The sequence below is a fragment of the Roseateles sp. SL47 genome, from assembly GCF_026625885.1.
Taxonomy (GTDB): Bacteria; Pseudomonadota; Gammaproteobacteria; order Burkholderiales; family Burkholderiaceae_C; genus Roseateles.
Window position 1 is genome coordinate 3,574,151 of the sequence record NZ_CP113068.1, and the last position, 24,022, is coordinate 3,598,172.

Consider the following 24,022-nt stretch of genomic DNA (forward strand, 5'->3'; position numbering starts at 1 on the left):
GCTATCACGCCTGTCGGGCCGGTCGCACCTGTCGCACCTGTCGCACCTGTCGCACTCGCCGCGCTCGGCGTAGCCGTCGCACGCTTTAGACGCTTCACACCCGGCGCGCCTCTCACTCTTGTCAGACGCGCCACCCCTGCCAGCGGGTGCAGGGGGCTTGCCCGTCTGACGGTGTTGCGGCGGGCAGGGACGCCTCTACATACCAGCGCTGATGCGCTTTTGCAGTGACTTGTACTGGTCCAGTCGTGGCCCGCCCAGGTCTACGGCCCGCTGGATGGCCAGTGAAGCCTTGTAGCGGTAGCCCTGGTCCAGCATGACCTGGGCCAGGTTGTTCCAGCCGTCGGCAATGTCGGGCCGCACATCGGTCAGGCGCCCGTAGTATTTAGCGGCCGCAGCCTTGTCACCGGCCGTGTAGGCGGTGTTGCCGGCGCCCATCAGCAGCACCGGTTCGCCCGGCCAGCGGGTGAGGGCGGTGGCATAAGCCTGGCGGGCAGCGGCCGGATTCAGACGTTCCAGCGCACTCAGCGCCGCGCCGGTCTGGGCGCCATCCAGTGAGGCCGGGACCTGGTCCAGCGGCAGGGCCGTCATGGCCCAGTAGTCGCCACGGGCCCAGGTGCGCTCGAACACGGGCAGTTCAATTTCCTGCCGGCGCGTCTTGCCGCTGTGCAGCAGCAGCATGCGACGTTCACGGTCGTATCCCACGGCCACGGCGTAGTGCCAGACCGGGTAGACCTCCAGCGACAGGTTCTGGAAGACGATCACCGGATGGCCGGCGGCCAGTTCGGCCAGCAAGGCATCCAGGCGTGGGGGGAGTTGATAGGCGGGCAGCCCCTGGCGGCGGGTGGCCACCAGCATTTCCGTCTGCAGCGACCCCTGGCGGCCCGGCAGGAAGACCTGCGGCTTGAGGGTGTCGACGTTGGCGCGCTTGCCGCTGCTTTGCAGCAGCATCGCCAGCGCGGCGGGGCCGCATTCGTAGTCGTCCTGCGCGATGAAGGGCGTGCGGGCGGACAGGTCCACACGGGCCGGCAGGTGCGCCGGCCATTGGGATTCCAGCGCGCTGAGCTGCGGCGGTGTGCTGGCACAACCGGTCAGCAGCAAAGGGGACACAAAGGCGCCACTCAGGGCGGCCTTCAACAGCAGACGCAGCAGACGACGCATGCGGGGATCTCGGGAGAAGGGCGGCGACCCGGCCGCCGCCCTAGGGGTCACGACTGAGCGACGACTGAGCAACGCCTGAGCGACAACTTAGCGGATCGAACGGGTGAACGGGAACACCTTGGTGAAGCCCAGGATGTCGGTGATGAGCAGGATCACGAAGACGGTGAAGATGATGCCCAGCACATCACCACCGGCCGGGGCCTTGGCAATCCGGCCGTCCAGGGCGCGGATTTCGTCGTCGGACATGGCGTCCACGCGGGCTTGGGCGCTGGCTGCGTCCACGCCTTCGTTCATCATGGCCTGGCGAACGTCGCTACGGGCGAAGAAGGCGTTCACGCGGGCGCGGCTGTCCGCCACGCTGCCGGTGCTCACCGGCTGGACCAGGGCGTCGGTCGGCACGATCTGTGCCGATGCATGCATCGGGACGGCCATGAGCGAGCACGAGACGATCAGCGAAGAAGCAATGACGCGGGTGAAGCGGGAGGTGGGGCGGCTCATAGGAGTGAGGTTGAAGGGAGAGGACGCGATCCTAGAAGGCGCCCTGGCTTTGTTACAAGCTTGCTTACCTTGCGTCACACTCCACGCAACTGGTAGCCAACACGGCATTCATGCGGACGAACGCCAGCCTGGCCCCTGCGGCCGTGGTTCAGCTGAGCTTCACCTTGTGATGCTTGCGGACTGCCCGTTCCGCGACCGGTGGCTCACCGGCCAGCGTGCGGCGGATCAGCGCCGCATCGCGCAACCGCTGGGTGGAACCATCGGTGTCCAGCAGCACCACGGTGAGGAAGCGCGCGCCTTGCTTCAGGCGCATGACCAGGCAACGGCCTGCTTCGTTGGTGAAACCGGTCTTGGACAGGCGGATGTCCCAGCCCTTGCCCCCCACCAGATGGTTGGTGTTGTGCAGTTCGCGGGGGCGGCCGTTCACCGCCACCCGGCTCGCCTTCACGCTGGTGATGCGCTCGATGTCCGGATAGTGCGAGGCCGCCATGGCGATGCGGGCCACTTCCGCTGCGGTGGACTGGTTGGCGGGTGACAGCCCGGTGGGGTCGTTCAGCAGGGTGTGGGTCAGGCCCAGGGCACGGATCTTGGCCTGCATGGCCGATTCAAAGGCCCGACGGCCCCCGGGATAGTGGCGGGCCAGCACCGACGCCGCACGGTTCTCGGAGGCGATCAGGGCCATCTCCAGGGCATCGGCGCGGGTGATGCGCGCGCCCACGGCAATGCGGGAGGCGCTGTGCTTGAGGTGGTCGACATCCTCGTCGTCGATGCGCAGTTCTTCCTGCGGATTCTGGTGGGCATCCAGCACCACCATGGCCGTCATCAGCTTGGTCAGTGATGCGATCGGCACCACCGCGTCCGGCTCCTTGGCGGCCAGCACTTGGCCGGCGTCATCCACCACCACCATGTGGCGGGCGTTGATCGGCAAGCGGTCGAATGCAGGGTCATCGACCGGATTGAATGCGGGATTGTTGGCCAGGGTCGCGGACGCGCGGGCAGTGCTGGCATCGCCCGCGTTGCGGGCTTCCGCCACCACCGTGGGGGGCGGAAGGGTGGCCGGAGACTCCATCGCCGGGGGGATGGACGTGTCCAGCGGGCTGGCGGCTGGGGCCTGTGTAGGCATGCCGACCGGTTGGGAGGGCGAGCGGCTGCCCAGTCCAGGCAGGGCCGGCGGGTAGACATTGGCCGACGGCGAGGCGGCGACATCGGCAGCAGCCAGGACCACCTGCGATGCGCTTGCTGAAGGGGTGGGTGTCTCAGCCGGCGAACCATGCGCGAACAGCGTCACGCCAGCGAGCAGGAGAAGAGCAGCGGCGACCGCTGTCAGGGTCAAGTGTTGACGGGATCGAAAGACAAAAGCAGGCATGGAGGCTAAAGCGGCTTGCGGGCCGCGCGATTGTCCTCGAAGCGCAGGGCGCGATGCCAATTCTTTGTCCATTCGCGTACTTCAGAACGGTCTCCTGACCCACTAAGGTCAGCCAATCCGAGGGCCCCCCAGGTCGCTTCGGTTGGCCTCGCAGCATTAGCCTTTGGCGGCTGCCAAAAAATCTTGGTGAACCCCACCCTTTGGTGTTATCACTTTTATCACTTCAACTACAGTGCATGGACGCCGAGCACGGGTTGCCGGCGCATGGTCATGAAGACGTTGTTCTCTGCCTCTATTCAATTGACGGGCACCGGGGGGCTTTGCACCGCCCTGGGCCGGTGTTCCGACGACCCCTCTTTTCGTGCACTAGCACCTATCGGCTATTTGCTGCTGTCCGCTGGTCTGCTGCTGATGGTTGTTGTGGCCTTGGCCTGTGCGTCCGCCCGCTGGGAAGCTCCTTGTTCCGAGGAGGGTCCTGACTGATTCAGGGCTTGTTTCTCCCTTGATGAAGTCCGCTTGTCCTTGCTGTGGTCGCTGGGGACTGCCTTTGTGTGTCTGCATGCATGGGCAGTTGATCGATTTTCTGCCGCCGACACACTGGCTCCCCCCGCCTGATGGGCAACAAGGACGAGTCAAAGGAGAAGCAGTATGAGCATCGCGGTGGCCATCATCGAAGACGACCCCATGATCTTGAAGCGACTGATCGACGTCATTTCTGCCAGCACGCTGTGTGAAGTGGTGGCGGTTGGAAGGAACCGTTCCGAAGCGGTCACCGCCATCATGGCCGACCGGGCCGATCTCTACGTGGTCGATCTGGGGCTGCCCGATGTGGACGGTGTGGAACTGATCCGGCTGATTGCCGACAAGTGCCGCGAGGCTCGCACGGTGGTGGTGAGCACCTTTGCCGATGGCAAGCACGTCATGCGCAGCCTGCGGGCCGGGGCCTGCGGTTATCTGCTCAAGGACGAGATCCACCCGGCGCTGGTGGACAAGCTGGTCTGTGCCCACAACGGTCAGGCGCCGCTGAGCCCGGCCATCTCCCAGACCATCCTGGAGCGGCTGCGGGCGCTGGAGAACCATGAGCGCCCGCAGGTGGACCGGCAGAAGGTGCTGCAGGAACTCGGCCTGGGCGAGCGGGAATGGGAAGTGCTGCGGCTGCTGGTGGAGGGGCTGCGCATTGTCGAGATTGCGCGGCGGCTGGCCATCTCGCCGCACACGGTCAATCAACATCTTCGCTCCATCTACCGCAAGCTGGGCGTCAATTCCCGGGCTCGTGCAGCCAGCGTGGCCCGGACGCTTGGAGTGATCGATGAATAGCGGCCAGGCGGTGCCGGAGCGCCGCGCCTTGTGGCGCCGCCCCGGCAGTTGGATTGCCCTGGCGCTGCTCTTGCTGCCGGTGGCCTGCACCAGCCTGCTGGTGCAGGACCTCACCGAAGTGGGCGAGGGGCGCCATCTGCAGGTCGTGGACATGGCCTCGGGCCGGGTGATGCAGAACGAGACCGTCGTGAAACTTCCCTCCCGGGTGGACAGCGAGCCCCAGGCCGGTCTGCGACAGATCAGCTTCGAGATTCCGATTGATCACTACATGCAGGCGCCCGAGCTGCCTGCGCCCGGGCAGCGGGTGCCGCCCGGCCGTGCGCTGCTGGTGAGCCAGGCCATTGAAGGCATGGACATCTACCTCAACGGCGTCTGGGTGGCTGGCCTGCCCCGCACCAACCAGGAGGTGCGTTATCGATGGAACCGCCCACTGGTGGTGCCGCTGGCGCGGCGGCTGCTGCGTCCGGGGGGCGCCAACACCGTGGTGATCGAATTCTCCAGCCAGGAGTCCCGCAGCCTGCTCCCTCCGCTCTACATCGGCGGTGTGGCGAGTGCCAACCTGGTGTTTGAGCTGACCGCCTTCATCGGCAGTTCCATGGCCAATGCCTCCAACCTGCTGTGTCTGCTGGCTGGCCTGTTTCTGCTGGGGGCCGGTGTTGTCAGCCGGGAGGATGGCCGGGCGTTCACCCTGGCCGGCGCGTTGACCACCGTCTGGGCGGTGCTGTTCTGGCTGGTGTTGCTGCCCTATGTGCCGGTGGAATGGCTGGCGGTGCGGGACTGGCTGCAATATGCCTGCCTGGGTGCCATCGTGGCGTTGCTGACGCTTTTCGTGTTTGCCTTCATCGGTGAACGCATGCCGGATCGCGCGCGGCGCGCCATGTGGACGGCGGTGCTGGCCGTGCCGCTGATCTTCCCGTTTGGCGGGCCTGGATTGCGAGGCTGGCTGGCGCAGTACTGGCTGCCGCTGCTGATGCTGTTTTATCTCTATGCCACCGTCCGTCTGGCGCGGCATGCAGTGCGCACCCGGCGGCGCTCGGCATTTCTGCTGCTGGCCCTGAGCATCCTGACCCAGGTGTTTGCGCTGCATGATCACAACGTGGTGGCGCAACTGGTGCCGCTGCAGGTGCCCGGGCCTGGATGGAGCCTGTCTCACGTGCTGGCCGCGCCGCTGCTGCTCAGCCATCTCACCATGCCCCTGCTGCTGCTGGTGATGGCGCAGAACCTGCTGGCGCAGCTGGGCTCGTATGTGGAGAGGATCCGAAAGGCCAACGATGTGTTGCAGGACACACTGGCGCAGCGCGAGCGGGAACTGCTGGTCAGCTACCAGCGCCAGAGGGACATGGAAAGCGAATCGGCGGCCCAGTCCGAGCGGGATCGCATCTACCGCGAGCTGCATGATGGCATTGGCTCCAAGCTGGTCACCACCTTGTTCAGCGTGAGAGATCGGGACATCAACCACGGCCAGTTGGAGCACCGCCTGCTCGACGCGTTGAAAGACCTGCGCGAGACCATCTCGGTCACCCAGCCGCAGGAGGAGCGGTCCATCCAGGACGTCCTGTTCACCTACGCCACCAACCTGGACGAGGCGCTCAGCAGCGACACCTTCCACGTCGAGATCGACATCCCCGATGACCGGGATGTGGTGCTGCTGGGCGACGCTGCCCGCAGCCTGCTGCGAATCGTGGAGGAGACGGTGGCCAACACCGTGAAATACGCGGGGGCGACGCGGCTGCGTCTGTCCTTGCGGCTGGATGAGCGCAACCTGCTGCGTCTGGACATCGATGACAACGGGCAGGGCGATGGTCTGGCGGAGGCCATGAAACGATCGGCACCCATGCTGTCGGGCGGGCGAGGGCTGGAGGGCATGCGGACCCGGGCTCGGCAACTGGGGGGACGTTACCGTTTCGTACGCACCCGGCAGGGCGCACACACGCGGTTGAGATTGCCACTGGGGCCAGCGGCTCTGGACCCGCCGCAAGCGCCAACGGGCGTTGGCGGGCTGAGCCCGATGAACCCGATGAACCCGATGAACCCGATGGCCCCGAGGGTTCCGATGCACCCGATCAGCCCGATGGGCCCATGGAGCTCGTTGAGCTCTGAGCGGTCGTCGGAGGCCTTTGTCCCTGTGGACCTGGGTCCTTCCACTGAAACCCGTGATACCTCCTACCGGTCCCAGTCGGCACCGGTTGCATCGTCACTGAGTTGAGCGATCGCCTCGGTGAGGGCTCCTCGCCAATACTGGCTGCCCCTTGGAGAAATGCCTGTTGCGCCATGCCCCGGCGTGGCAGGTGGAGCCTCTCGATGCAGCCGTTTGTTCACTCTCTACATTCCTGCCCACCGGATGCCCGTCACTTTCGTGGCCATGACATCCACTGGATACGTTTTGCCCGCCAGGCCGTGGCGGATGGTGCCGTGGAGCCGATGGGGCACGAGCTCAGCTTCCGCTGGGACGATGACACCCGCCCCCGCGATGAGCCTCCCAGCCCTCTGGGGGTCAGCATGACCCTGAGCCACGCGCTGCTGGATGGAGGGCTGGGGCACCGATCCCCCGGCGCCCTGTTCGTCACGCTGGATGCTGCCGCCTTGCTCAGCACGGTGGCGGACGCCCTGTGCGCCCCGTTGTTTGTCATCCAGTTGCCGCGCCTGCTGGCGGTGGAGCCGGGCATCACCCGTCGCATTGCACAACTGCATGCGCGCGGCTACCGTTTTGCACTGGCGGATCTGGGCGGCGTCGAGGATGAACGCTGGGCCTGGGCCCCGTTTGCGTCCTACGCCAAGCTGCAGGTGGCCCAGCTTCCTTCACCCGCCTGGGCGGGGTGGCTGGCCCGGGCGGGCTGCGCAGACCTGAAGGTGATTGCCGATGGCCTGGCGGAGCCCGCCGACTATCTGCGGCTGCGACGGCTGGGCGTGCATTTCTATCAGGGTCCGCTGATCCATCCGGCGCAGGATGAATCCATTCGCGCGCTGCCCTGCTGTGATGCGCAGGTGCTGCACAAGCTCCATCGACTGGTGGAGCAGGGCGCGTCCCGGGACACCCTGGCCATGGTGGCCGCCACCGACCCCGCGCTGGTCATCCGCCTGCTGATGCTGCAGCGCATTTATGCGAGTGCCGCGCAGTGCTCATCAGCCACCCTGGCCGAGGTGCTGGAGTCACTCCCGTATCGGGTGATGGCCGGCTGGTTCCGCATCCTGCGCGGCAGCTCTTTCGACCCTCACGAGCGGGGGCGGGCCTGGTCGAGTTCGGTGAGAGAGCAGATGTACAACTTCCGTGCGCGTTTGATCGGGGCACGTGCGTGCCGGTCACCGATGGAGCTGGAGGCCCGTGTGTTTGCGCTGTATCGGCGTTTGTGTTCGCGCGAATCCCTGGTGGCGCTGCCACCGCCGGGAAGGGAGGACGCAGAAATCGCCGGCATCAGTGGCGAAGCTCCACCAACCCCAACTTCCTGACCAGCCGATGAAAGTTGCTGCGATCCATGCCCGCCTCACGGGCCGCTGCAGCCATCGACCCGGGGTGCCGGTCCAGCAGGTCGGCCAACCATTGGCGCTGGAAGCTTTCGGTGGCGGACTTCAGGGTGACAGGCGCTTCCGGGGTGGGTGCCCGTGCGTGCGCCAACGAGGGCGCGATGGTGGGCGCGATGGTGGGAAATGCGGTTGGAAATGCGGTGGGAGATGCGGTGGGAGATGCGGTGGGAGATGCGGTGGGTGCCATCGCGGACGACATGACCGGCGGAGTCATGGCCGAAATCAGTCCCAGGTGTTCCGGCTCAATGGCGGTCCAGCGCTGGTGTTTGCGCTGCTCCGCCCAGGCCCGCAGGGCGGCGCGGCTGATCAGGTGCTCCAACTCCCGCACATTGCCTGGCCAATCGTGACGCAGCAGCGCCTCTCGCGATGCGGGCGACAAACGCAGGTTGCGGGCCCCCAGCCGATGCTGGTTTTCTTCCAGGAAACTGCCGGCCAGCGCCAGCACATCGCGGCCCCGCACTCGCAGCGGCGGCACATGCACCGGATACACCGCCAGCCGGTGGTACAGGTCCGCACGGAAACGCCCGGCCGCCACTTCGGCGCGCAGGTCCCGGTTGGTGGCGGCCACCACGCGCACGTCCACCCGCAGCGGGCGGTCGCTGCCCGGGCGCTGGATCTCGCCGCTTTGCAGCGCTCGCAGCAGCTTGGCCTGCACGGACAGCGGCAATTCGCCCACCTCATCCAGCATCAGCGTGCCGCCTGCGGCCAGTTCGAACTTGCCGATGCGGTCCTGCGTGGCCCCGGTGAAAGCACCGCGTCGATGGCCGAACAGTTCGCTGTCGGCCAGTGTTTCGGGCAGGGCGGCACAGTTCACCTGCACCAGCGGCCGCTGCGCCCGTCGCGATCCCTCATGCAGCCGTTGTGCGACCAGTTCTTTGCCCACCCCGGTCTCACCGAGGATGAGCACGGTGAGATCCGATGGCGCCACCGTGTCCACTTCCTGCACCAGTTGTTGCAAGGCGGGGCTGCGACCTTCCAGTCGACGGGTGGGGCGCAGGATGGTGGCGGTTGGCAGATCAGGCAGGGGCGGGCGGGTGGCCGGTTCGGGCGACCCGGTGCGCGAGTGGCCGTCTCCCTGCTGGGGCTCCACCGCGCTGAGGCTGCTTTGCAGCAGGGTCAGTACGGCGTCCAGCCGCGTGTCATCCACCGGGTCAAAGGCGCCGGGCTGGAGTGCATCAAACGTCACCACGCCCCATGGGCGTCCGCCCAGCATCAGGGGCGCGCCCATGCAGTCATGAACAGGGAGCAACTCTTCCGTGGTGATGCCGGCGTGCTCCACCAGTCCGTCGTAAGGGTCCGGCAGCCCGCAGTCAGCGGCAAACCGGTGAAAGCCACGGCTGCGCATCAACGTCGCCAGGCGCGGATGGCCGGCCAGTGGAAAGCGGCGGTGCATGACTTCATCGCTCAGCCCGTACACAGCCACGGGGCGGAGCAGGTCGTTGTCCAGTTTCAGCAGCGCGGCGGCGTCGCAGGGGAGCAGCTGGATGGCGGCTTGAAGCAGGCATGTATAGCTGGAGGCGGATGCCACAGCGAGGGACGGCGATGGTTCCGAAGGCGTAGGGACTGACATGACGTTGGCAGGTTGTTCCGAGTCGGTTCTCAGGCCGTGCTTCGGGATTGTTAAGGCCGAGGGCTTTCTCATGTGCTCCAGAGGTGTCCCAGAGTCGCTCCTGAGGTCATCCTGGGCGCTACATTGCCGCTCCATAGCCCATAGCCCATAGCCCATAGCCCATAGCCCATAGCCCATAGCCCATAGCCCGGAGCCCATAGCCCGGAGCCCGGAGCCCGGAGCCCGGAGCCGCCCCATAGGTGCCCCATAGGTGCCCCATAGGTGCTCCATAGGTGCTCCATAGGTGCCCCAGAGGGGTGTCTCTCAAAGGGTTCTCTTGAATGTAGTCCAAATGACAACACTGTTGTCCTTATGACGCCATCATGGTGGTGGTTATTTGTACAACGATTTATAAAATCCAATAGAAATCAAAGGCTTGTGAAGCGGGCAGTCCCTGGCACAGATGTTGAGTTGTCCATCGGCATCAACCATCCAGGAGCAACGCATGTTTTCCGACGCCACCATTGCCCTCATCAAAGCCACGGTTCCATTGCTCCAGCAGCGCGGCGAGGACATCACCCGGCACTTCTATGCCTCCATGTTTCGGGATCATCCGGAGATGAAGGCCTTCTTTAATGAGGCTCATCAGGCCGAGGGCTCTCAGGCTCGCGCGCTGGCTGGTGCCGTACTCGCGTATGCGGCCCATATCGACCGCCTGGATGCCATTGCTCCGGCGCTGCCACGCATCATCCAGAAGCACGCCGCCCTGGGCGTCCAGCCGGCGCACTATCCCATCGTTGGTGAGGGGCTCCTGCGTGCCATTCGCGAGGTTCTTGGCGAGGTGGCCAGTGACGACATCATGGCGGCCTGGGCTGAAGCCTATGGGGCACTGGCGCAACTGCTGATCGATGCCGAAGAGCAGGTGGTTGCCGGCCATGCCGCCGCCCGCGGTGGCTGGCGTGGCGTTCGGGCGCTACGCCTGGCGCGCAAGGTGAGGGAGAGCGACATCATCACGTCCTTCTATTTCGAGGCCGCGGACGGCGGCCCGCTGATGGACTTCCAGCCCGGGCAATACCTGACGCTGGTGCTGTCCATCGACGGACAGGAGGTGCGGCGCAACTATTCGCTGTCGGATGCGCCCGGCCGTGGGTGGTATCGCATCAGCGTCAAGCGTGAGCCGCAGGGGCGGGTGTCCTCCTGGTTGCATGACCGGCTGTTGGTGGGGGCGCTGGTGCAGGCGCTGCCGCCCTGCGGCGACTTTGTGTTGCAGGCATCTTCCGCCCGCCCGCTGGTGCTGGTGACCGGCGGTGTGGGTATCACCCCGGCCATGAGCATGTTGGAGAGCGTGGCAGCGAGCGGCCGTCCGGTGCGGTTCATTCATGCGGCCCTGCACAGCGGTGTGCATGCCTTCCGGGATCGGGTGGATGCCTTGGCCCAGGCCCACCCCAATGTGCAGGTCACCTATCTGTATGATCAGCCTCGCCCTGAATGCCCGTCGCACCGGGTGGGCCGCGTCAGCACCGATGTACTGGCCGAAGTGTTGCCGCAGGATCGGGATGTGGATCTGTATTTCCTGGGTCCCAAGCCCTTCATGAGGCAGGTGTTTGCCAGCGCCAAGGCCCTGGAAATCCCGCCCGCTCAGGTTCGCTACGAGTTCTTCGGTCCTCTGGAGGAGCTGGCCGCCTGAAGCCGCGGCTCGCTGTACTGGCGTGTGTCCTGGTGTCCTGGGGGTGTGGCCTTCCTGCTATACTCCGCCCGTTTTGTTGCGCAGACCGCCGCCTGCCCTGCTGAAAGTGGGGCAATGAAGAACGGGGGGTCAGCGCCAGAACTACGAGCACGGCACGGGTCGGTTTCACCTGTGTCCGCAAGTCCCTCACGGGGTCCTTTTGGGCTCCTCTCGGAGACCGCGCGCATGGGCCTTTAGCCATGCGCCAGTGTGGCAGGGTCAGCCCGGTCGCTTCGGCGGCAGGTGTGTGGCTTTTTCACGGTGTGGCATCCCGCCGGCGGACCTTCCGAATTCATTCCGGAACAAGGAACGCATCATGGCAATCGCCGATCTGAACAAGGCCGACATCGTCAAGGCCAACGCCCGTAGCGCCAACGACACGGGTTCTCCCGAGGTCCAAGTGGCTCTGCTGACCGCTCGTATCAACGAGCTGACCCCCCACTTCAAGCTGCACGCCAAGGACCACCACGGCCGTCGCGGTCTGCTGAAGATGGTCAACCAGCGCAAGAGCCTGCTGGCCTATCTGAAGAACAAGGACGCTGACCGCTACACCGCCCTGATCCAGAAGCTGGGTCTGCGCAAGTAATCATCGCCTGTGAACGAAGAGCCTGTCTGGATGTATGCCAACAGGCTCTTTGTTGTTTCTGACGTCTCGTGCCAGCTGTGTGGGTGCGAGAGGTCGGAGCTGCAGGTTTTCTGAATGGAGTCGGGCTGACGTGGCGCTGCTGTGTCATTCCAAGGTGCCTGCCGGCTTGTGCCGCAGTCACGTTGGAATGGCATCCCGCCAAACCCAGCTTCACTCCCGGTTGAAGCCGCGCCGTGTGCGGCTGCTTATCACTGAGGAGATGCAATGAGCATGTTCAACAAGGTCGTCAAGAGCTTCCAATGGGGCCAGCATCAGGTGACGATGGAGACCGGCGAAATCGCCCGTCAATCCACCGGCGCCGTGCTGGTCAATATCGACGACACCGTGGTGCTGGCCACCGTGGTGGCTCGTACCGAAGCCAAGGCAGGGCAGGACTTCTTCCCCCTGACCGTCGACTACATCGAGAAGACCTACGCCGCCGGCAAGATCCCCGGCAGCTTCTTCAAGCGTGAAGGCCGTCCCAGCGAGCTGGAAACCCTGACTTCGCGTCTGATCGATCGCCCGATCCGCCCGCTGTTCCCGGAAGGTTTCTTTAATGAAGTGCAGGTGGTGGTGCACACCCTGTCGCTGAATCCGGAAGTGCAGGCCGACATCGCCGCCATGATCGCTACCAGCGCTGCGCTGGCCGTGTCCGGCATCCCGTTTAATGGCCCGATCGGCGCCGCCCGCGTGGGTTATGTGAACGGCGAATACGTGCTGAACCCGGGTAAGACCCAGCTGGCCGAGTCCAAGCTGGACCTGGTGGTGGCCGGTACCGAAGCCGCCGTGCTGATGGTCGAGTCCGAAGCCGACCAACTGACCGAAGACGTCATGCTGGGCGCCGTGGTTTATGGTCATGACCAGGGCAAGATCGCCATCGCCGCCATCAATGAACTGGTGCGTGAAGCTGGCAAGCCGTCCTGGAACTGGACCGCTCCCGCCAAGGACGAGCCGTTCATCGCCAAGGTCACCGCCCTGGCTGAAGAGCCGCTGCGCGCCGCTTATCAGATCCGCTCGAAGCAGGCCCGTACCCAGGCTTGCCGCGAGGCCTATGCCAAGGTGAAGGACGCCCTGGCCGCCGAGAACGTCGAATTCGACGGCGTGGAAGTGGACGGCCTGCTGTTCGAGATCGAGGCGCGCATCGTGCGCAGCCAGATCCTGGCCGGCGAACCGCGTATCGACGGTCGCGACACCCGCACCGTGCGCCCGATCGAGATCCGCAACAGCGTGCTGCCGCGCGCCCACGGCTCGGCGCTGTTCACCCGGGGTGAAACCCAGGCGCTGGTGGCTGCCACGCTGGGCACCGACCGCGACGCGCAAGTCATCGACGCGCTGGCCGGCGAGTACTCCGAGCGCTTCATGCTGCACTACAACATGCCTCCGTTCGCTACCGGCGAAACCGGTCGCGTGGGCAGCCCGAAGCGTCGCGAAATCGGCCACGGCCGACTGGCCAAGCGTGCCCTGGTGGCCGTGCTGCCGACCAAGGAAGACTTCCCGTACTCCATCCGCGTGGTGTCGGAAATCACCGAGTCCAACGGTTCGTCGTCGATGGCTTCGGTCTGCGGCGGCTGCCTGTCGCTGCTGGACGCCGGTGTGCCGCTGAAGGCGCACGTGGCGGGTATCGCCATGGGCCTGATCAAGGATGCCAACCGCTTCGCCGTGCTGACCGACATCCTGGGGGATGAAGATCACCTGGGCGACATGGACTTCAAGGTCGCAGGCACCACCTCGGGCATCACCGCCCTGCAGATGGACATCAAGATCCAGGGCATCACCAAGGAAATCATGCAGGTCGCCCTGGCTCAGGCCAAGGAAGCCCGTCTGCACATCCTGGACAAGATGGTCGGCGCAATGGGCACGGCCAACACCGAGATCTCGCAGTTCGCGCCGCGTCTGTACACCATGAAGATCAATCCGGAGAAGATCCGTGACGTGATCGGCAAGGGTGGCGCCACCATCCGCGCGCTGACCGAAGAAACCGGTACGCAGATCGACATCGCGGAAGACGGCACGATCACCATCGCTTCCACCGATGGCGCCAAGGCGGAAATCGCCAAGAAGCGCATCCAGGAGATCACCGCAGAAGCCGAAGTGGGCAAGGTCTACGAAGGCGCGGTCACCAAGATCCTGGACTTCGGTGCCTTGGTCAACATCCTGCCGGGCAAGGACGGTCTGCTGCACATCAGCCAGATCGCCCATCAGCGCGTCGAGAAGGTGACCGACTTCCTGAGCGAAGGCCAGATCGTCAAGGTCAAGGTGCTGGAGACCGATGAAAAGGGCCGCATCAAGCTGTCGATGAAGGCGCTGCTGGATCGCGATGCTCCCGCGTCCGCTCCGTCGGAAGGCGCTGGCGAGTAAATCGTCATGAAAGCCATCGCCATCACCCAGCCGGGTGGGCCCGAGGTGCTGCAACTGGTCGAGCGTCCTGACCCCGTCGCCGGGGTGGGGGGCTGCCTGATCCGTGTGGCGGCCTACGGCATCAACCGTCCGGATGTGCTGCAACGCAAAGGGGCCTATCCACCCCCGCCCGGGGCGAGTGATCTCCCCGGCCTGGAGGTGGCGGGTGTCATTGAGGCGGGCGACGCTGCCGCGCTGCAGGCCGCTGGCCTGCGCGTCGGTGATGCCGTCTGTGCGCTGGTGGCGGGTGGTGGTTATGCCGAGCTGTGTGTGGCCCCGGTGGCGCAATGCCTGCCGGTGCCAGCGGGCTGGAGCATGGAAGAGGCGGCCAGCCTGCCGGAGACCTTCTTCACGGTGTGGAGCAATGTCTTCGAGCGGGCTCGCTTGCAGCCCGGCGAGACCCTGCTGGTGCATGGCGGCAGCAGCGGTATTGGGGTGACGGCGATTCAGCTGGCCAAGGCGCTGGGCTCGACGGTGCTGGTCACCGTGGGCAGCGAGGACAAGGCGCAAGCCTGTCGTGCGCTCGGTGCCGACCTGGCCATTCAATATCGCGCCCAGGACTTCGTGGCGGAGGCCAAGGCCTTCACCCAAGGCCGTGGCGTCGATGTGATCCTCGACATGGTCGCTGGCGACTATGTGGCGCGCAATGTGGACTGCCTGGCTGATGACGGTCGCGCGGTGATCATTGCCGTGCAAGGCGGCGTCAAGGCGTCGTTCGATGCTGGCCAGGTGCTGCGTCGGCGCCTGACGGTGACCGGTTCCACGCTGCGTCCGCGTTCGCTGGAATTCAAGGCCGGCATTGCCCGTGCCTTGCGTGAACGGGTGTGGCCGCTGCTGGAGCGGCGTGCCATCCGTCCGGTGCTGTACCGGCAACTGCCGGCACAGCAGGCGGCGGCGGCCCATGCCCTGATGGAGTCCGGTGAGCACGTCGGCAAGATCGTGCTGAGTTGGTCCTCGAAGACGGAGAGCAATTGATGCGCAAGAAACTGGTGGTGGGCAACTGGAAGATGCACGGCAATCGTGCGTCCAATGCCGTGCTGCTGGCCGGCCTGAAGGAGGCGGGGCCCTGGAATGCCCAGGTCGCCGTCTGTGTTCCGTTCCCCTACATCACGGAAACCGCGCTGGCCCTCACCGGTCAGTGGGTGTTGTATGGGGCCCAGGATTGCTCCGCGCATGAGCAGGGCGCCTACACCGGTGAAGTGTCGTCCGCGATGCTGGCCGATCTGGGTTGCCGTTATGCCATCGTGGGTCATTCCGAGCGCCGGGCCTATCACCACGAAAGCGATCAGCTGGTGGCCGACAAGGCCAAGGCCGCGCTGGCGCATGGCATCACGCCCATCGTCTGTGTGGGTGAGACGCTGGCCGAGCGCGAGGCGGGTCGCACGGAAGAGGTGGTGAAGCGCCAGCTCGCTGCGGTCATCCACACGCTGACGCATTGCATCGGTGAAATCGTGGTGGCTTACGAGCCGGTCTGGGCCATCGGTACCGGCCTCACGGCCACGCCGGAGCAGGCCCAGCATGTGCACGCCCTGCTGCGTCAGCAGCTCAAGGCGGCCACGCAAAAGGCTGACCAGATGCAGATCCTCTACGGCGGCAGCGTCAAGCCGGACAATGCCGTCCAATTGTTTGCCCAGCCCGATATCGACGGCGGCCTCATCGGAGGTGCCGCGTTGAAGGCTGCTGATTTTGCGGCGATCTGCCGCGCCGCCGGCTGAATCCACCGGCTGAAGGTCCCCAAGGATTCTGGAGAAAGAAGCAAATGCAAGTGTTGATGAACCTGGTGCTGGTGCTGCAGCTGGTGGCTGCCCTGGCGATGATCGGTCTGGTGTTGGTGCAGCATGGCAAGGGTGCCGACATGGGCGCCTCCTTCGGCAGTGGCGCGTCCGGCAGTCTCTTTGGTGCCACGGGAAGTGCCAACTTCCTCTCGCGCAGCACCGCAATCGCCGCTACCATCTTCTTTGTCTGCACACTGGCCCTGGCCTACATGAGCAGCCATCGAGCATCCGGTGTGGACGGTTCTTCCGCCGCCGAGCGTCTGCTGGAGCAGGGCGGTGCCGCCCGCGCCACCGCTGCCTCGGCACCGGTGCCTGCCGCTTCCGCTGCCACTGACGTGGTGCCGGGTGCTGCACTGTCTCCGGTGGCGCCTGCCTCGGCCGCATCGAACTGATCGAAGTGGGCGGCTGGCGTAAGCACCTCGACAAAATTGCTTCAGTTCACTAGTGAGCTTCGGAAAGCGGTATAGAATTCGAGGCTGTCTGAAACGCGAGCCGTCAAGACAAAGTCACCGAAAGGTGACATAAGCCGACGTGGTGAAATTGGTAGACACGCTATCTTGAGGGGGTAGTGGCGAAAGCTGTGCGAGTTCGAGTCTCGCCGTCGGCACCAGAATAAATCGGCCTGCCAAGGTCTTTGAGATCTAGCCCAACAAGCCGGATTTCAAAGAGACCCAAAGCAGGTTGATGTCTTTTGAATCTTCCGAAGTACTTCAGCCGGTGCCCCCGCACTGCTGAGTATTGAAGAAGGTCAAAAGGACAGGCGGGCGCGGTCCGTAGGCGATAGTTTTATCGCTCACGGCGCGCCCGTTGTTTTTGCCGAATGTTTGCCGAGTGTGCTGCTGGCCGAGTTTCTCGGTGGGTGGTGGGGCTCGGTGGCCCGTTGGAAACCTGTTCGGAATGGGGCTGTCTGTCGGGTAATTGCATTGCCTGCAGTCGACTGTCCATCCCGGCATAAACGAAGAGCAAAGTCGTGAGCCTGGAACAATACCTGCCCGTCATCCTTTTCATTCTGGTCGGCGCCGTGGTGGGTATAGCACCCCAGGTTCTCGGCTTTGTGCTCGGCCCCCGTCGTCCTGACGAGGCCAAAAACTCCCCTTATGAATGCGGCTTCGAGGCCTTTGAGAACGCGCGAATGAAATTCGACGTGCGTTATTACCTCGTGGCCATTCTCTTCATTCTGTTCGACCTGGAAATCGCCTTCCTCTTCCCGTGGGCCGTGTCCCTGCGTGAAGTGGGTCCTGCCGGCTTCTGGGCGATGATGGTGTTCCTGGGTATTCTGGTCGTGGGGTTTGCCTACGAGTGGAAAAAGGGCGCCCTCGACTGGGAATGACCGGCTGCTGAGCCACCAACGGTACGCAGGCCCCGTCCGGGTCTGATGTGCGGTGGGGAAGGGCGGCTTGCCCGACTCCATGCTTTCGAAAGATTGGGATTTCGATATGGGTAACGAAGGCTTGATGAAGGAAGGCTTCCTGACCACTTCCATCGACGTGCTGGTGAATTGGTCCAAGACCGGTTCCCTGTGGCCGATGACCTTCGGTCTGGCTTGCTGTGCGGTGGAAATGATGCATGCCGGCGCTGCGCGCTACGACATCGACCGCTTCGGCATGTTGTTCCGCCCCAGCCCCCGTCAGTCCGATCTGATGATCGTGGCCGGCACGCTGTGCAACAAGATGGCGCCGGCCCTGCGCAAGGTCTACGACCAGATGGCCGAGCCGCGCTGGGTGCTGTCCATGGGGTCCTGCGCCAACGGTGGTGGCTACTACCACTACAGCTATTCGGTGGTGCGCGGCTGTGACCGCATCGTGCCGGTGGACGTCTACGTGCCAGGCTGTCCGCCCACCGCCGAGGCGCTGCTCTACGGCATCCTGCAGCTGCAGGCCAAGATCCGCCGCGAAAACACCATCGCGCGCTAAGCATCCCAGCAAGCCAAGCACATGAGCAAACTCGATACCTTGCAGGCGGCGCTCGAGTCCGTCCTGGGTGGCCAGATCGTGGCCCTGAAGCGCGAACTCGGCGAGATCACCATCACCGTGGCCGCCAAGGACTATGCCAACGTGGCCAAGCTGCTGCGGGACCATTCCGAACTGCGCTTTGAACAGCTGATCGACCTGTGTGGCGTGGACTACAGCGCCTACAAGGACGGTGCCTACGAAGGCCCGCGTTTTGCGGCGGTCACCCATCTGCTGTCGATCAACAAGAACTGGCGCCTGCGCCTGAAGGTGTTTGCACCGGACGACGACTTCCCGGTGGTGGCCTCGGTCAATGCCATCTGGAATGCTGCCAACTGGTTCGAGCGCGAAGCCTTCGACCTCTACGGCATCATCTTCGAAGGTCACGAAGACCTGCGCCGCATCCTGACGGACTACGGCTTCATCGGCCATCCGATGCGCAAGGACTTCCCGGTGACGGGCCATGTCGAAATGCGCTACGACCCCGAGCAGAAGCGGGTGATCTACCAGCCGGTGACGATTGAGCCGCGCGAAATCACGCCCCGCGTCATCCGCGAAGACAACTACGGCGGACTTTGATCATGGCCGAAATCAAGAACTACACACTGAACTTCGGGCCCCAGCACCCGGCCGCTCACGGCGTGCTGCGTCTGGTGCTGGAACTGGACGGCGAAGTCATCCAGCGCGCCGACCCGCACATCGGCCTGCTGCACCGCGCCACCGAAAAGCTGGCCGAAACCAAGACCTTCATCCAGTCCTTGCCCTACATGGACCGTCTCGACTACGTGTCGATGATGGCCAACGAACATGCCTATTGCCTGGCCATCGAGAAGATGCTGGGTCTGGAAGTGCCGGAACGTGCGCAGTACATCCGCGTGATGTTCGCCGAGCTGACGCGCATCCTGAACCACCTGCTGTGGTTGGGCGCGCACGGCATCGACTGCGGCGCGATGAACATCCTGATCTACTGCTTCCGCGAGCGTGAAGACATCTTCGACATGTACGAAGCTGTCTCGGGCGCCCGCATGCATGCGGCCTACTTCCGTCCGGGTGGCGTCTACCGCGACCTGCCGGACAGCATGCCGCAGTACAAGGTCAGCAAGATCAAGAACCAGAAGGCCATCGACCGCCTGAACGAGAACCGTCAGGGCTCGCTCCTGGACTTCATCGAAGACTTCTGCAAGCGCTTCCCGGCCAACGTCGACGACTACGAAACCCTGCTCACCGACAACCGGATCTGGAAGCAGCGGACCGTCGGCATCGGTGTGATGTCGCCTGAGCGCGCGCTGAACCTGGGCCTGACCGGCCCGATGCTGCGTGGCTCCGGCATTGCCTGGGACACCCGCAAGACCCAGCCCTACGATGTCTATGCCAAGATGGACTTCGACATCCCGGTGGGGACCAACGGCGACACCTACGACCGTTATCTCGTGCGTGTGGAAGAAATGCGCCAGTCCAACCGCATCGTCCAGCAGTGCGTGAAGTGGCTCAAGGCCAACCCCGGCCCGGTGATCACCGACAACCACAAGGTGGCGCCTCCCTCCCGTGTCGCCATGAAGAGCAGCATGGAAGAGCTGATCCACCACTTCAAGCTGTTCACCGAAGGCTTCCGCGTTCCCGAGGGCGAGGCCTATGCCAGCGTGGAACATCCGAAGGGCGAGTTTGGCATCTACCTGATCAGCGATGGCGCCAACAAGCCTTACCGCCTGAAGATCCGGGCTCCGGGTTATTCGCATCTGGCGGCGCTGGATGAAATGGCGCGTGGCCACATGATCGCTGACGCGGTGGCCGTGATCGGCACGATGGACATCGTGTTCGGTGAAATTGACCGTTGAGTGGTGACGCGATGAGCAGCACTGAAATTGTGAATACCGCAGCCGGCACGGCCTTCGTGCTGAGCGACGCCACCCGGGCCCGCTTTGACCGGGAAGTGGCCAAGTACCCGGCCGAGCAGGCGCAGTCGGCCGTGATGGCCTGCCTGTCCATCGTCCAGCAGGAGCAGGGCTACGTGTCGCGCGAGGCGGAAGACGCCATCGCCGCCTACCTTGGCATGCCGGCGATTGCCGTCTACGAGGTCACGACCTTCTACAACATGTACAACCAGCGCAAGCTGGGCAAGTTCAAGCTGAACGTCTGCACCAACCTGCCGTGCCAGTTGCGTGACGGCCAGAAGGCGCTGGAGCACCTGTGCGGCAAGCTGGGTGTGGCAGAGGGCGGCACCACGGCGGACGGCTTGTTCACCGTGCAGAAGAGCGAGTGCCTGGGGGCCTGCGCCGATGCACCGGTGATGCTGGTCAATGACCGCCAGATGTGCAGCTTCATGAGCCATCAGCGCCTGGACGAACTGGTGGATGCGCTCAAGGCGCACGCCACCAAGAACTGAGGGAACGCGCATGACTATCGATCTCTCCAAGTGGCAATCGACCGGTGCCGAGACCTGCTTCCATGACCGTCACCTCGGCCCGCAGATCTATGCTGAGCTGAATGGCAAGAACTGGTCGATCCAGGACTACCAGGCACGTGGGGGCTATCAGGCCCTTCGCAAGATCCTGGGCCAGGATGGCGGTGAAGGCCTGACCCCGGACCAGGTGATTGCCGAGGTGAAGGCCTCCGGCCTGCGTGGCCGTGGCGGCGCCGGTTTCCCCACTGGCCTGAAGTGGAGCTTCATGCCCCGCCAGTTCCCGGGTGCGAAATACCTCGTCTGCAATTCGGACGAAGGCGAACCGGGTACCTGCAAGGACCGCGACATCCTCATGTTCAACCCGCACATCGTCATCGAAGGCATGGCGATTGCGGCGTATGCCATGGGCATCCGCACCGGCTACAACTACATCCACGGCGAAATCTTCGAGGTGTATGAACGCTTCGAAGCCGCGCTGGAGGAAGCCCGTGCCGCCGGCCTGCTGGGGGACAACATCCTGGGCAGCAGCTTCAGCTTCCAGCTGCATGCGCACCACGGCTTCGGCGCCTACATCTGCGGCGAAGAAACCGCGCTGCTGGAATCGCTGGAAGGCAAGAAGGGCCAGCCGCGCTTCAAGCCGCCGTTCCCGGCCAGCTTCGGTCTGTACGGCAAGCCAACCACCATCAACAACACCGAGACCTTCGCTGCGGTGCCCTGGATCATCCGCAACGGGGGCCAGAAGTACCTGGAAGTGGGCAAGCCCAACAACGGTGGCACCAAGATCTTCTCGGTCTCCGGCGACGTGAACCGTCCCGGCAACTATGAGGTGCCGCTGGGTACCTCGTTCGAGAAGCTGCTGGAGCTCGCCGGTGGCGTGCGCACCGGCCGCAAGCTCAAGGCCGTGATCCCCGGCGGGTCCTCCGCGCCGGTGTTGCCGGCCGACCTCATGATGCAGTGCACGATGGACTATGACTCCATCGCCAAGGCCGGCTCCATGCTGGGCTCGGGCGCCGTCATCGTGATGGACGACTCGCGTTGCATGGTCAACAGCCTGCTGCGCCTGTCCTACTTCTATGCGCATGAATCCTGCGGCCAGTGCACCCCCTGCCGCGAGGGCACCGGCTGGATGCACCGCGTCATCGAACGCATTGCGCATGGCAAGGGCCGCAAGGAAGACATCGACCTGCTGAACTCGGTGGCCGACAACATCCAGGGCCGCACCATCTGCGCCCTGGGCGACGCAGCCGCCATGCCGGTGCGCGCGATGATCAAGCACTTCAAGCATGAGTTCATCGCCATGATCGAGCAGGCCCAGTCCCCCACATCCCAACCACGTCAGACTGCCCCGGCCGGGTCGCTGGCCTGATCCGGAGCCGCTGAGAAGAAGCTATGGTTGAAATCGAACTCGACGGCCGGAAGGTCGAAGTGCCTGAAGGCAGCATGGTGATGCATGCCGCCGAAAAGGCCGGCACCTACATCCCGCACTTCTGCTATCACAAGAAGCTGTCCATCGCCGCCAACTGCCGCATGTGCCTGGTGGAGGTGGAGAAGGCACCCAAGCCGCTGCCCGCCTGCGCCACGCCGGTCACGCAGGGCATGATCGTGCGCACCAAGAGCGACAAAGCCATCAAGGCCCAGCAGGGCGTGATGGAGTTTCTGCTGATCAATCACCCGCTGGATTGCCCCATCTGCGACCAGGGCGGCGAATGCCAGCTGCAGGATCTGGCCGTCGGTTATGGCGCCGGCAAGTCGCGCTACTCCGAAGAGAAGCGGGTGGTGTTCCACAAGAACGTGGGCCCGCTGATCTCCATGGAGGAGATGAGCCGTTGCATCCACTGCACCCGCTGCGTGCGCTTCGGCCAGGAAATCGCTGGCCAGATGGAGCTGGGCATGGCCCACCGCGGCGAGCACAGCGAGATCCAGACCTTTGTCGGACGCACGGTGGATTCCGAGCTGTCGGGCAACATGATCGACATCTGCCCGGTCGGTGCGCTGACCAGCAAGCCCTTCCGCTACAGCGCCCGCACCTGGGAACTGTCGCGCCGCAAGAGCGTCAGCCCGCATGACTCCACCGGCGCCAACCTGGTCGTCCAGGTCAAGGGCAATGAAGTCCTGCGTGTTGTGCCGCTGGAAAACGAAGCCGTCAACGAATGCTGGATCGCCGACCGCGACCGCTTCTCGTATGAAGCGCTGAACAGCGACGAACGCCTGACCACCCCCATGCTCAAGCAGGGCGGTGAGTGGAAGTCGGTCGACTGGACCACTGCGCTGGAATACGTGGCCAACGGCCTCAAGCAGATCAAGTCGGAGAAGGGCGCTTCGTCCATCGCCGGACTCGGTTCCGAGCACAGCACCGTGGAAGAACTGCACCTGCTGGCGCAACTCGTCCGGGGCCTGGGCAGCGAAAACATCGACACCGCGCTGCGCGCCGCCGATCCGGCCTTCCGCGCCGAAGACGGCAAGGCCTTCTGGCTGGGCACCTCGATCGCATCGCTGTCGCAGCTGGACCGTGCCCTGGTGGTCGGCTCCTTCCTGCGCAAGGACCATCCGCTGTTTGCCCAGCGTCTGCGCCAGGCGGCCCGTCAGGGTGCCCAGGTGCTGGCCCTCGGCGCCGCTGAAGACAACTGGCTGATGCCGGTGGCTGCCCGCATCACCGCCGCGCCGAGCGCCTGGGTGCAGGAGCTGGCTGGCGTGGCTGCGGCCATCGCGAGCGTCAAGGGTGGGACCGCCCCGGTGGCCGGCGAATCGACCGAAGCCTCGCGCCGTCTGGCCGATGCACTGCTGTCGGGTGAACGCAAGGCCATCCTGCTGGGCAATGCCGCTGTGCAGCATCCCCAGGCCACGACCCTGCTGGCCCTGGCCAACTGGATCGGTGCCCAGACCGGCGCCAGCGTCGGTGTGATGGGTGCAGCCGCCAACACGGTGGGTGCCCAATTGGTGAAGGCCCGTCCGGGGCAGGGCGGACGTTCTGCCGCCCAGCTGCTGAACGACCAGCCGGCCAAGGCCCTGGTGCTGCTGAACACCGACCCGGTGCTGGACGGCGCCAACGCGGCTGCCGCCGCCAAGGCCGTGGCCGCTGCCGAGATGGTGGTGGTGCTGAGCCCGTTCAAGACCGGTCTGGCGTACGCCGACGTGCTGCTGCCCGCCGCCCCGTTCACCGAAACCTCGGGCAGCTTTGTGAACGCCGAAGGTCGTCTGCAGAGCTTCGTCGGGGTGGTCAAGGCCCGTGGCGAGACCCGTCCGGCCTGGAAGATCCTGCGCGTGCTGGGCAACCTGCTGGGCCTGTCGGGCTTCGACTTCGACAGCTCCGAGCAGGTTCGTAATGCCGCCCTGGGCGTGAGCACCGAACTGGGTGAGCGCCTGAGCAACGTGGTGTCCGCCGCCCCCGCAGCCTCCGCTTCGGTGGCCGCTGGCGGCCTGGAGCGTCTGACCGCCGTGCCGATCTACGCCACCGACGCCCTGGTGCGTCGTGCCAGCTCGCTGCAACTGACCCGTGACGGCCGTGACGCCGCCGTGGCCGGCCTGCCGCAAGCCCTCTGGACGCAACTGGGCCTGGAAGGCAAGGGCGCCCAGGTGCGCGTGGCCCAGGCCGGTGCCGGTGAGGCCGTGCTGGCTGCTCAACTGGACACCAGCCTGCCCGCCACCGTGGTGCGTGTGCCGGCCGGTGTGCCGGAAACCGCCGCGCTGGGTGCTCTGTTCGGCGCCATCAGCGTGACCAAGGCCTGAGGACGAGACGACG

General features: G+C 64.8%; 20 protein-coding genes and 1 tRNA gene. 17 read left to right on the forward strand and 4 right to left on the reverse strand.

What is annotated here, in order from left to right; genetic code table 11:
• Positions 1–195: 195 nt before the first annotated feature.
• The 3 genes from OU995_RS15800 to OU995_RS15810 all read right to left on the reverse strand — a co-directional run bounded on the left by OU995_RS15800 (position 196) and on the right by OU995_RS15810 (position 2,944).
• Positions 196–1,158, reverse strand: a complete 963-nt coding sequence (locus OU995_RS15800) for a PA2778 family cysteine peptidase (RefSeq protein WP_267830973.1) — start codon at positions 1,156–1,158, stop codon at positions 196–198.
• An 87-nt stretch (positions 1,159–1,245) separates the two neighbouring features.
• Complete coding sequence (locus OU995_RS15805) at positions 1,246–1,656, reverse strand: PA2779 family protein (protein ID WP_267830974.1); 411 nt, start codon at positions 1,654–1,656, stop codon at positions 1,246–1,248.
• Positions 1,657–1,804: 148 nt separating this feature from the next.
• Entirely contained in the window at positions 1,805–2,944 is a 1,140-nt protein-coding gene (locus OU995_RS15810) for a serine hydrolase (protein ID WP_267830975.1), read from the reverse strand.
• Between the two features lie 726 nt (positions 2,945–3,670).
• Here OU995_RS15810 and OU995_RS15815 point away from each other — a divergent pair.
• The 3 genes from OU995_RS15815 (at position 3,671) to OU995_RS15825 (ending at position 7,786) form a co-directional block, all read left to right on the forward strand.
• Positions 3,671–4,339 (forward strand): response regulator, encoded by a 669-nt coding sequence (locus tag OU995_RS15815; protein ID WP_267830976.1) that lies wholly within the window; start codon positions 3,671–3,673, stop codon positions 4,337–4,339.
• Positions 4,332–6,545, forward strand: a complete 2,214-nt coding sequence (locus tag OU995_RS15820; protein ID WP_267830977.1) for a sensor histidine kinase — start codon at positions 4,332–4,334, stop codon at positions 6,543–6,545. Before OU995_RS15815 ends, OU995_RS15820 begins: the two co-directional genes overlap by 8 nt.
• A 95-nt stretch (positions 6,546–6,640) precedes the next feature.
• A complete protein-coding gene (locus tag OU995_RS15825; RefSeq protein WP_267830978.1) occupies positions 6,641–7,786 on the forward strand; it encodes a hypothetical protein in 1,146 nt (381 codons plus the stop codon).
• Here OU995_RS15825 and norR read toward each other — a convergent pair.
• A complete protein-coding gene (gene norR / locus OU995_RS15830) occupies positions 7,752–9,389 on the reverse strand; it encodes a nitric oxide reductase transcriptional regulator NorR (protein WP_267830979.1) in 1,638 nt (545 codons plus the stop codon). The genes OU995_RS15825 and norR overlap by 35 nt on opposite strands.
• A 526-nt stretch (positions 9,390–9,915) precedes the next feature.
• Between norR and hmpA the strand changes: the two genes are divergently transcribed.
• The 14 genes from hmpA (at position 9,916) to nuoG (ending at position 24,009) form a co-directional block, all read left to right on the forward strand.
• Positions 9,916–11,097 (forward strand): NO-inducible flavohemoprotein, encoded by a 1,182-nt coding sequence (gene hmpA, locus OU995_RS15835; RefSeq protein ID WP_267830980.1) that lies wholly within the window; start codon positions 9,916–9,918, stop codon positions 11,095–11,097.
• A gap of 355 nt (positions 11,098–11,452) precedes the next feature.
• Complete coding sequence (rpsO, locus tag OU995_RS15840; protein ID WP_058935583.1) at positions 11,453–11,722, forward strand: 30S ribosomal protein S15; 270 nt, start codon at positions 11,453–11,455, stop codon at positions 11,720–11,722.
• Between the two features lie 264 nt (positions 11,723–11,986).
• The gene (gene pnp, locus OU995_RS15845) at positions 11,987–14,119 is read left to right on the forward strand and encodes a polyribonucleotide nucleotidyltransferase (protein WP_267830981.1); all 2,133 of its coding nucleotides are present in this window, start codon (positions 11,987–11,989) and stop codon (positions 14,117–14,119) included.
• A 6-nt stretch (positions 14,120–14,125) separates the two neighbouring features.
• Positions 14,126–15,133: an NAD(P)H-quinone oxidoreductase gene (locus tag OU995_RS15850; protein WP_267830982.1), complete on the forward strand. Its 1,008-nt coding sequence runs from the start codon at positions 14,126–14,128 to the stop codon at positions 15,131–15,133.
• On the forward strand, positions 15,133–15,873 hold the full coding sequence (gene tpiA / locus OU995_RS15855) for a triose-phosphate isomerase (RefSeq protein WP_267830983.1): 741 nt from the start codon (positions 15,133–15,135) through the stop codon (positions 15,871–15,873). The genes OU995_RS15850 and tpiA overlap by 1 nt, the downstream gene beginning before the upstream one ends.
• Positions 15,874–15,917: 44 nt before the next feature.
• A complete protein-coding gene (secG, locus tag OU995_RS15860) occupies positions 15,918–16,325 on the forward strand; it encodes a preprotein translocase subunit SecG (protein ID WP_267830984.1) in 408 nt (135 codons plus the stop codon).
• Between the two features lie 133 nt (positions 16,326–16,458).
• Positions 16,459–16,543: transfer RNA gene (locus OU995_RS15865), tRNA-Leu, on the forward strand.
• Between the two features lie 360 nt (positions 16,544–16,903).
• On the forward strand, positions 16,904–17,263 hold the full coding sequence (locus OU995_RS15870) for an NADH-quinone oxidoreductase subunit A (protein WP_267830985.1): 360 nt from the start codon (positions 16,904–16,906) through the stop codon (positions 17,261–17,263).
• Between the two features lie 106 nt (positions 17,264–17,369).
• Positions 17,370–17,846 carry a NuoB/complex I 20 kDa subunit family protein gene (locus OU995_RS15875; RefSeq protein ID WP_058935577.1) on the forward strand — a complete coding sequence of 159 codons (477 nt, stop codon included), beginning with the start codon at positions 17,370–17,372 and terminating at the stop codon, positions 17,844–17,846.
• Positions 17,847–17,867: 21 nt separating this feature from the next.
• Entirely contained in the window at positions 17,868–18,461 is a 594-nt protein-coding gene (locus OU995_RS15880; protein WP_267830986.1) for an NADH-quinone oxidoreductase subunit C, read from the forward strand.
• 2 nt (positions 18,462–18,463) lie between these two features.
• On the forward strand, positions 18,464–19,717 hold the full coding sequence (locus OU995_RS15885) for an NADH-quinone oxidoreductase subunit D (protein ID WP_267830987.1): 1,254 nt from the start codon (positions 18,464–18,466) through the stop codon (positions 19,715–19,717).
• 11 nt (positions 19,718–19,728) lie between these two features.
• Positions 19,729–20,265 (forward strand): NADH-quinone oxidoreductase subunit NuoE, encoded by a 537-nt coding sequence (gene nuoE / locus OU995_RS15890; protein WP_267830988.1) that lies wholly within the window; start codon positions 19,729–19,731, stop codon positions 20,263–20,265.
• Positions 20,266–20,275: 10 nt separating this feature from the next.
• Complete coding sequence (gene nuoF, locus OU995_RS15895; RefSeq protein WP_267830989.1) at positions 20,276–21,649, forward strand: NADH-quinone oxidoreductase subunit NuoF; 1,374 nt, start codon at positions 20,276–20,278, stop codon at positions 21,647–21,649.
• A 23-nt stretch (positions 21,650–21,672) separates the two neighbouring features.
• The gene (gene nuoG / locus OU995_RS15900) at positions 21,673–24,009 is read left to right on the forward strand and encodes an NADH-quinone oxidoreductase subunit NuoG (RefSeq protein ID WP_267830990.1); all 2,337 of its coding nucleotides are present in this window, start codon (positions 21,673–21,675) and stop codon (positions 24,007–24,009) included.
• Positions 24,010–24,022: the final 13 nt, after the last annotated feature.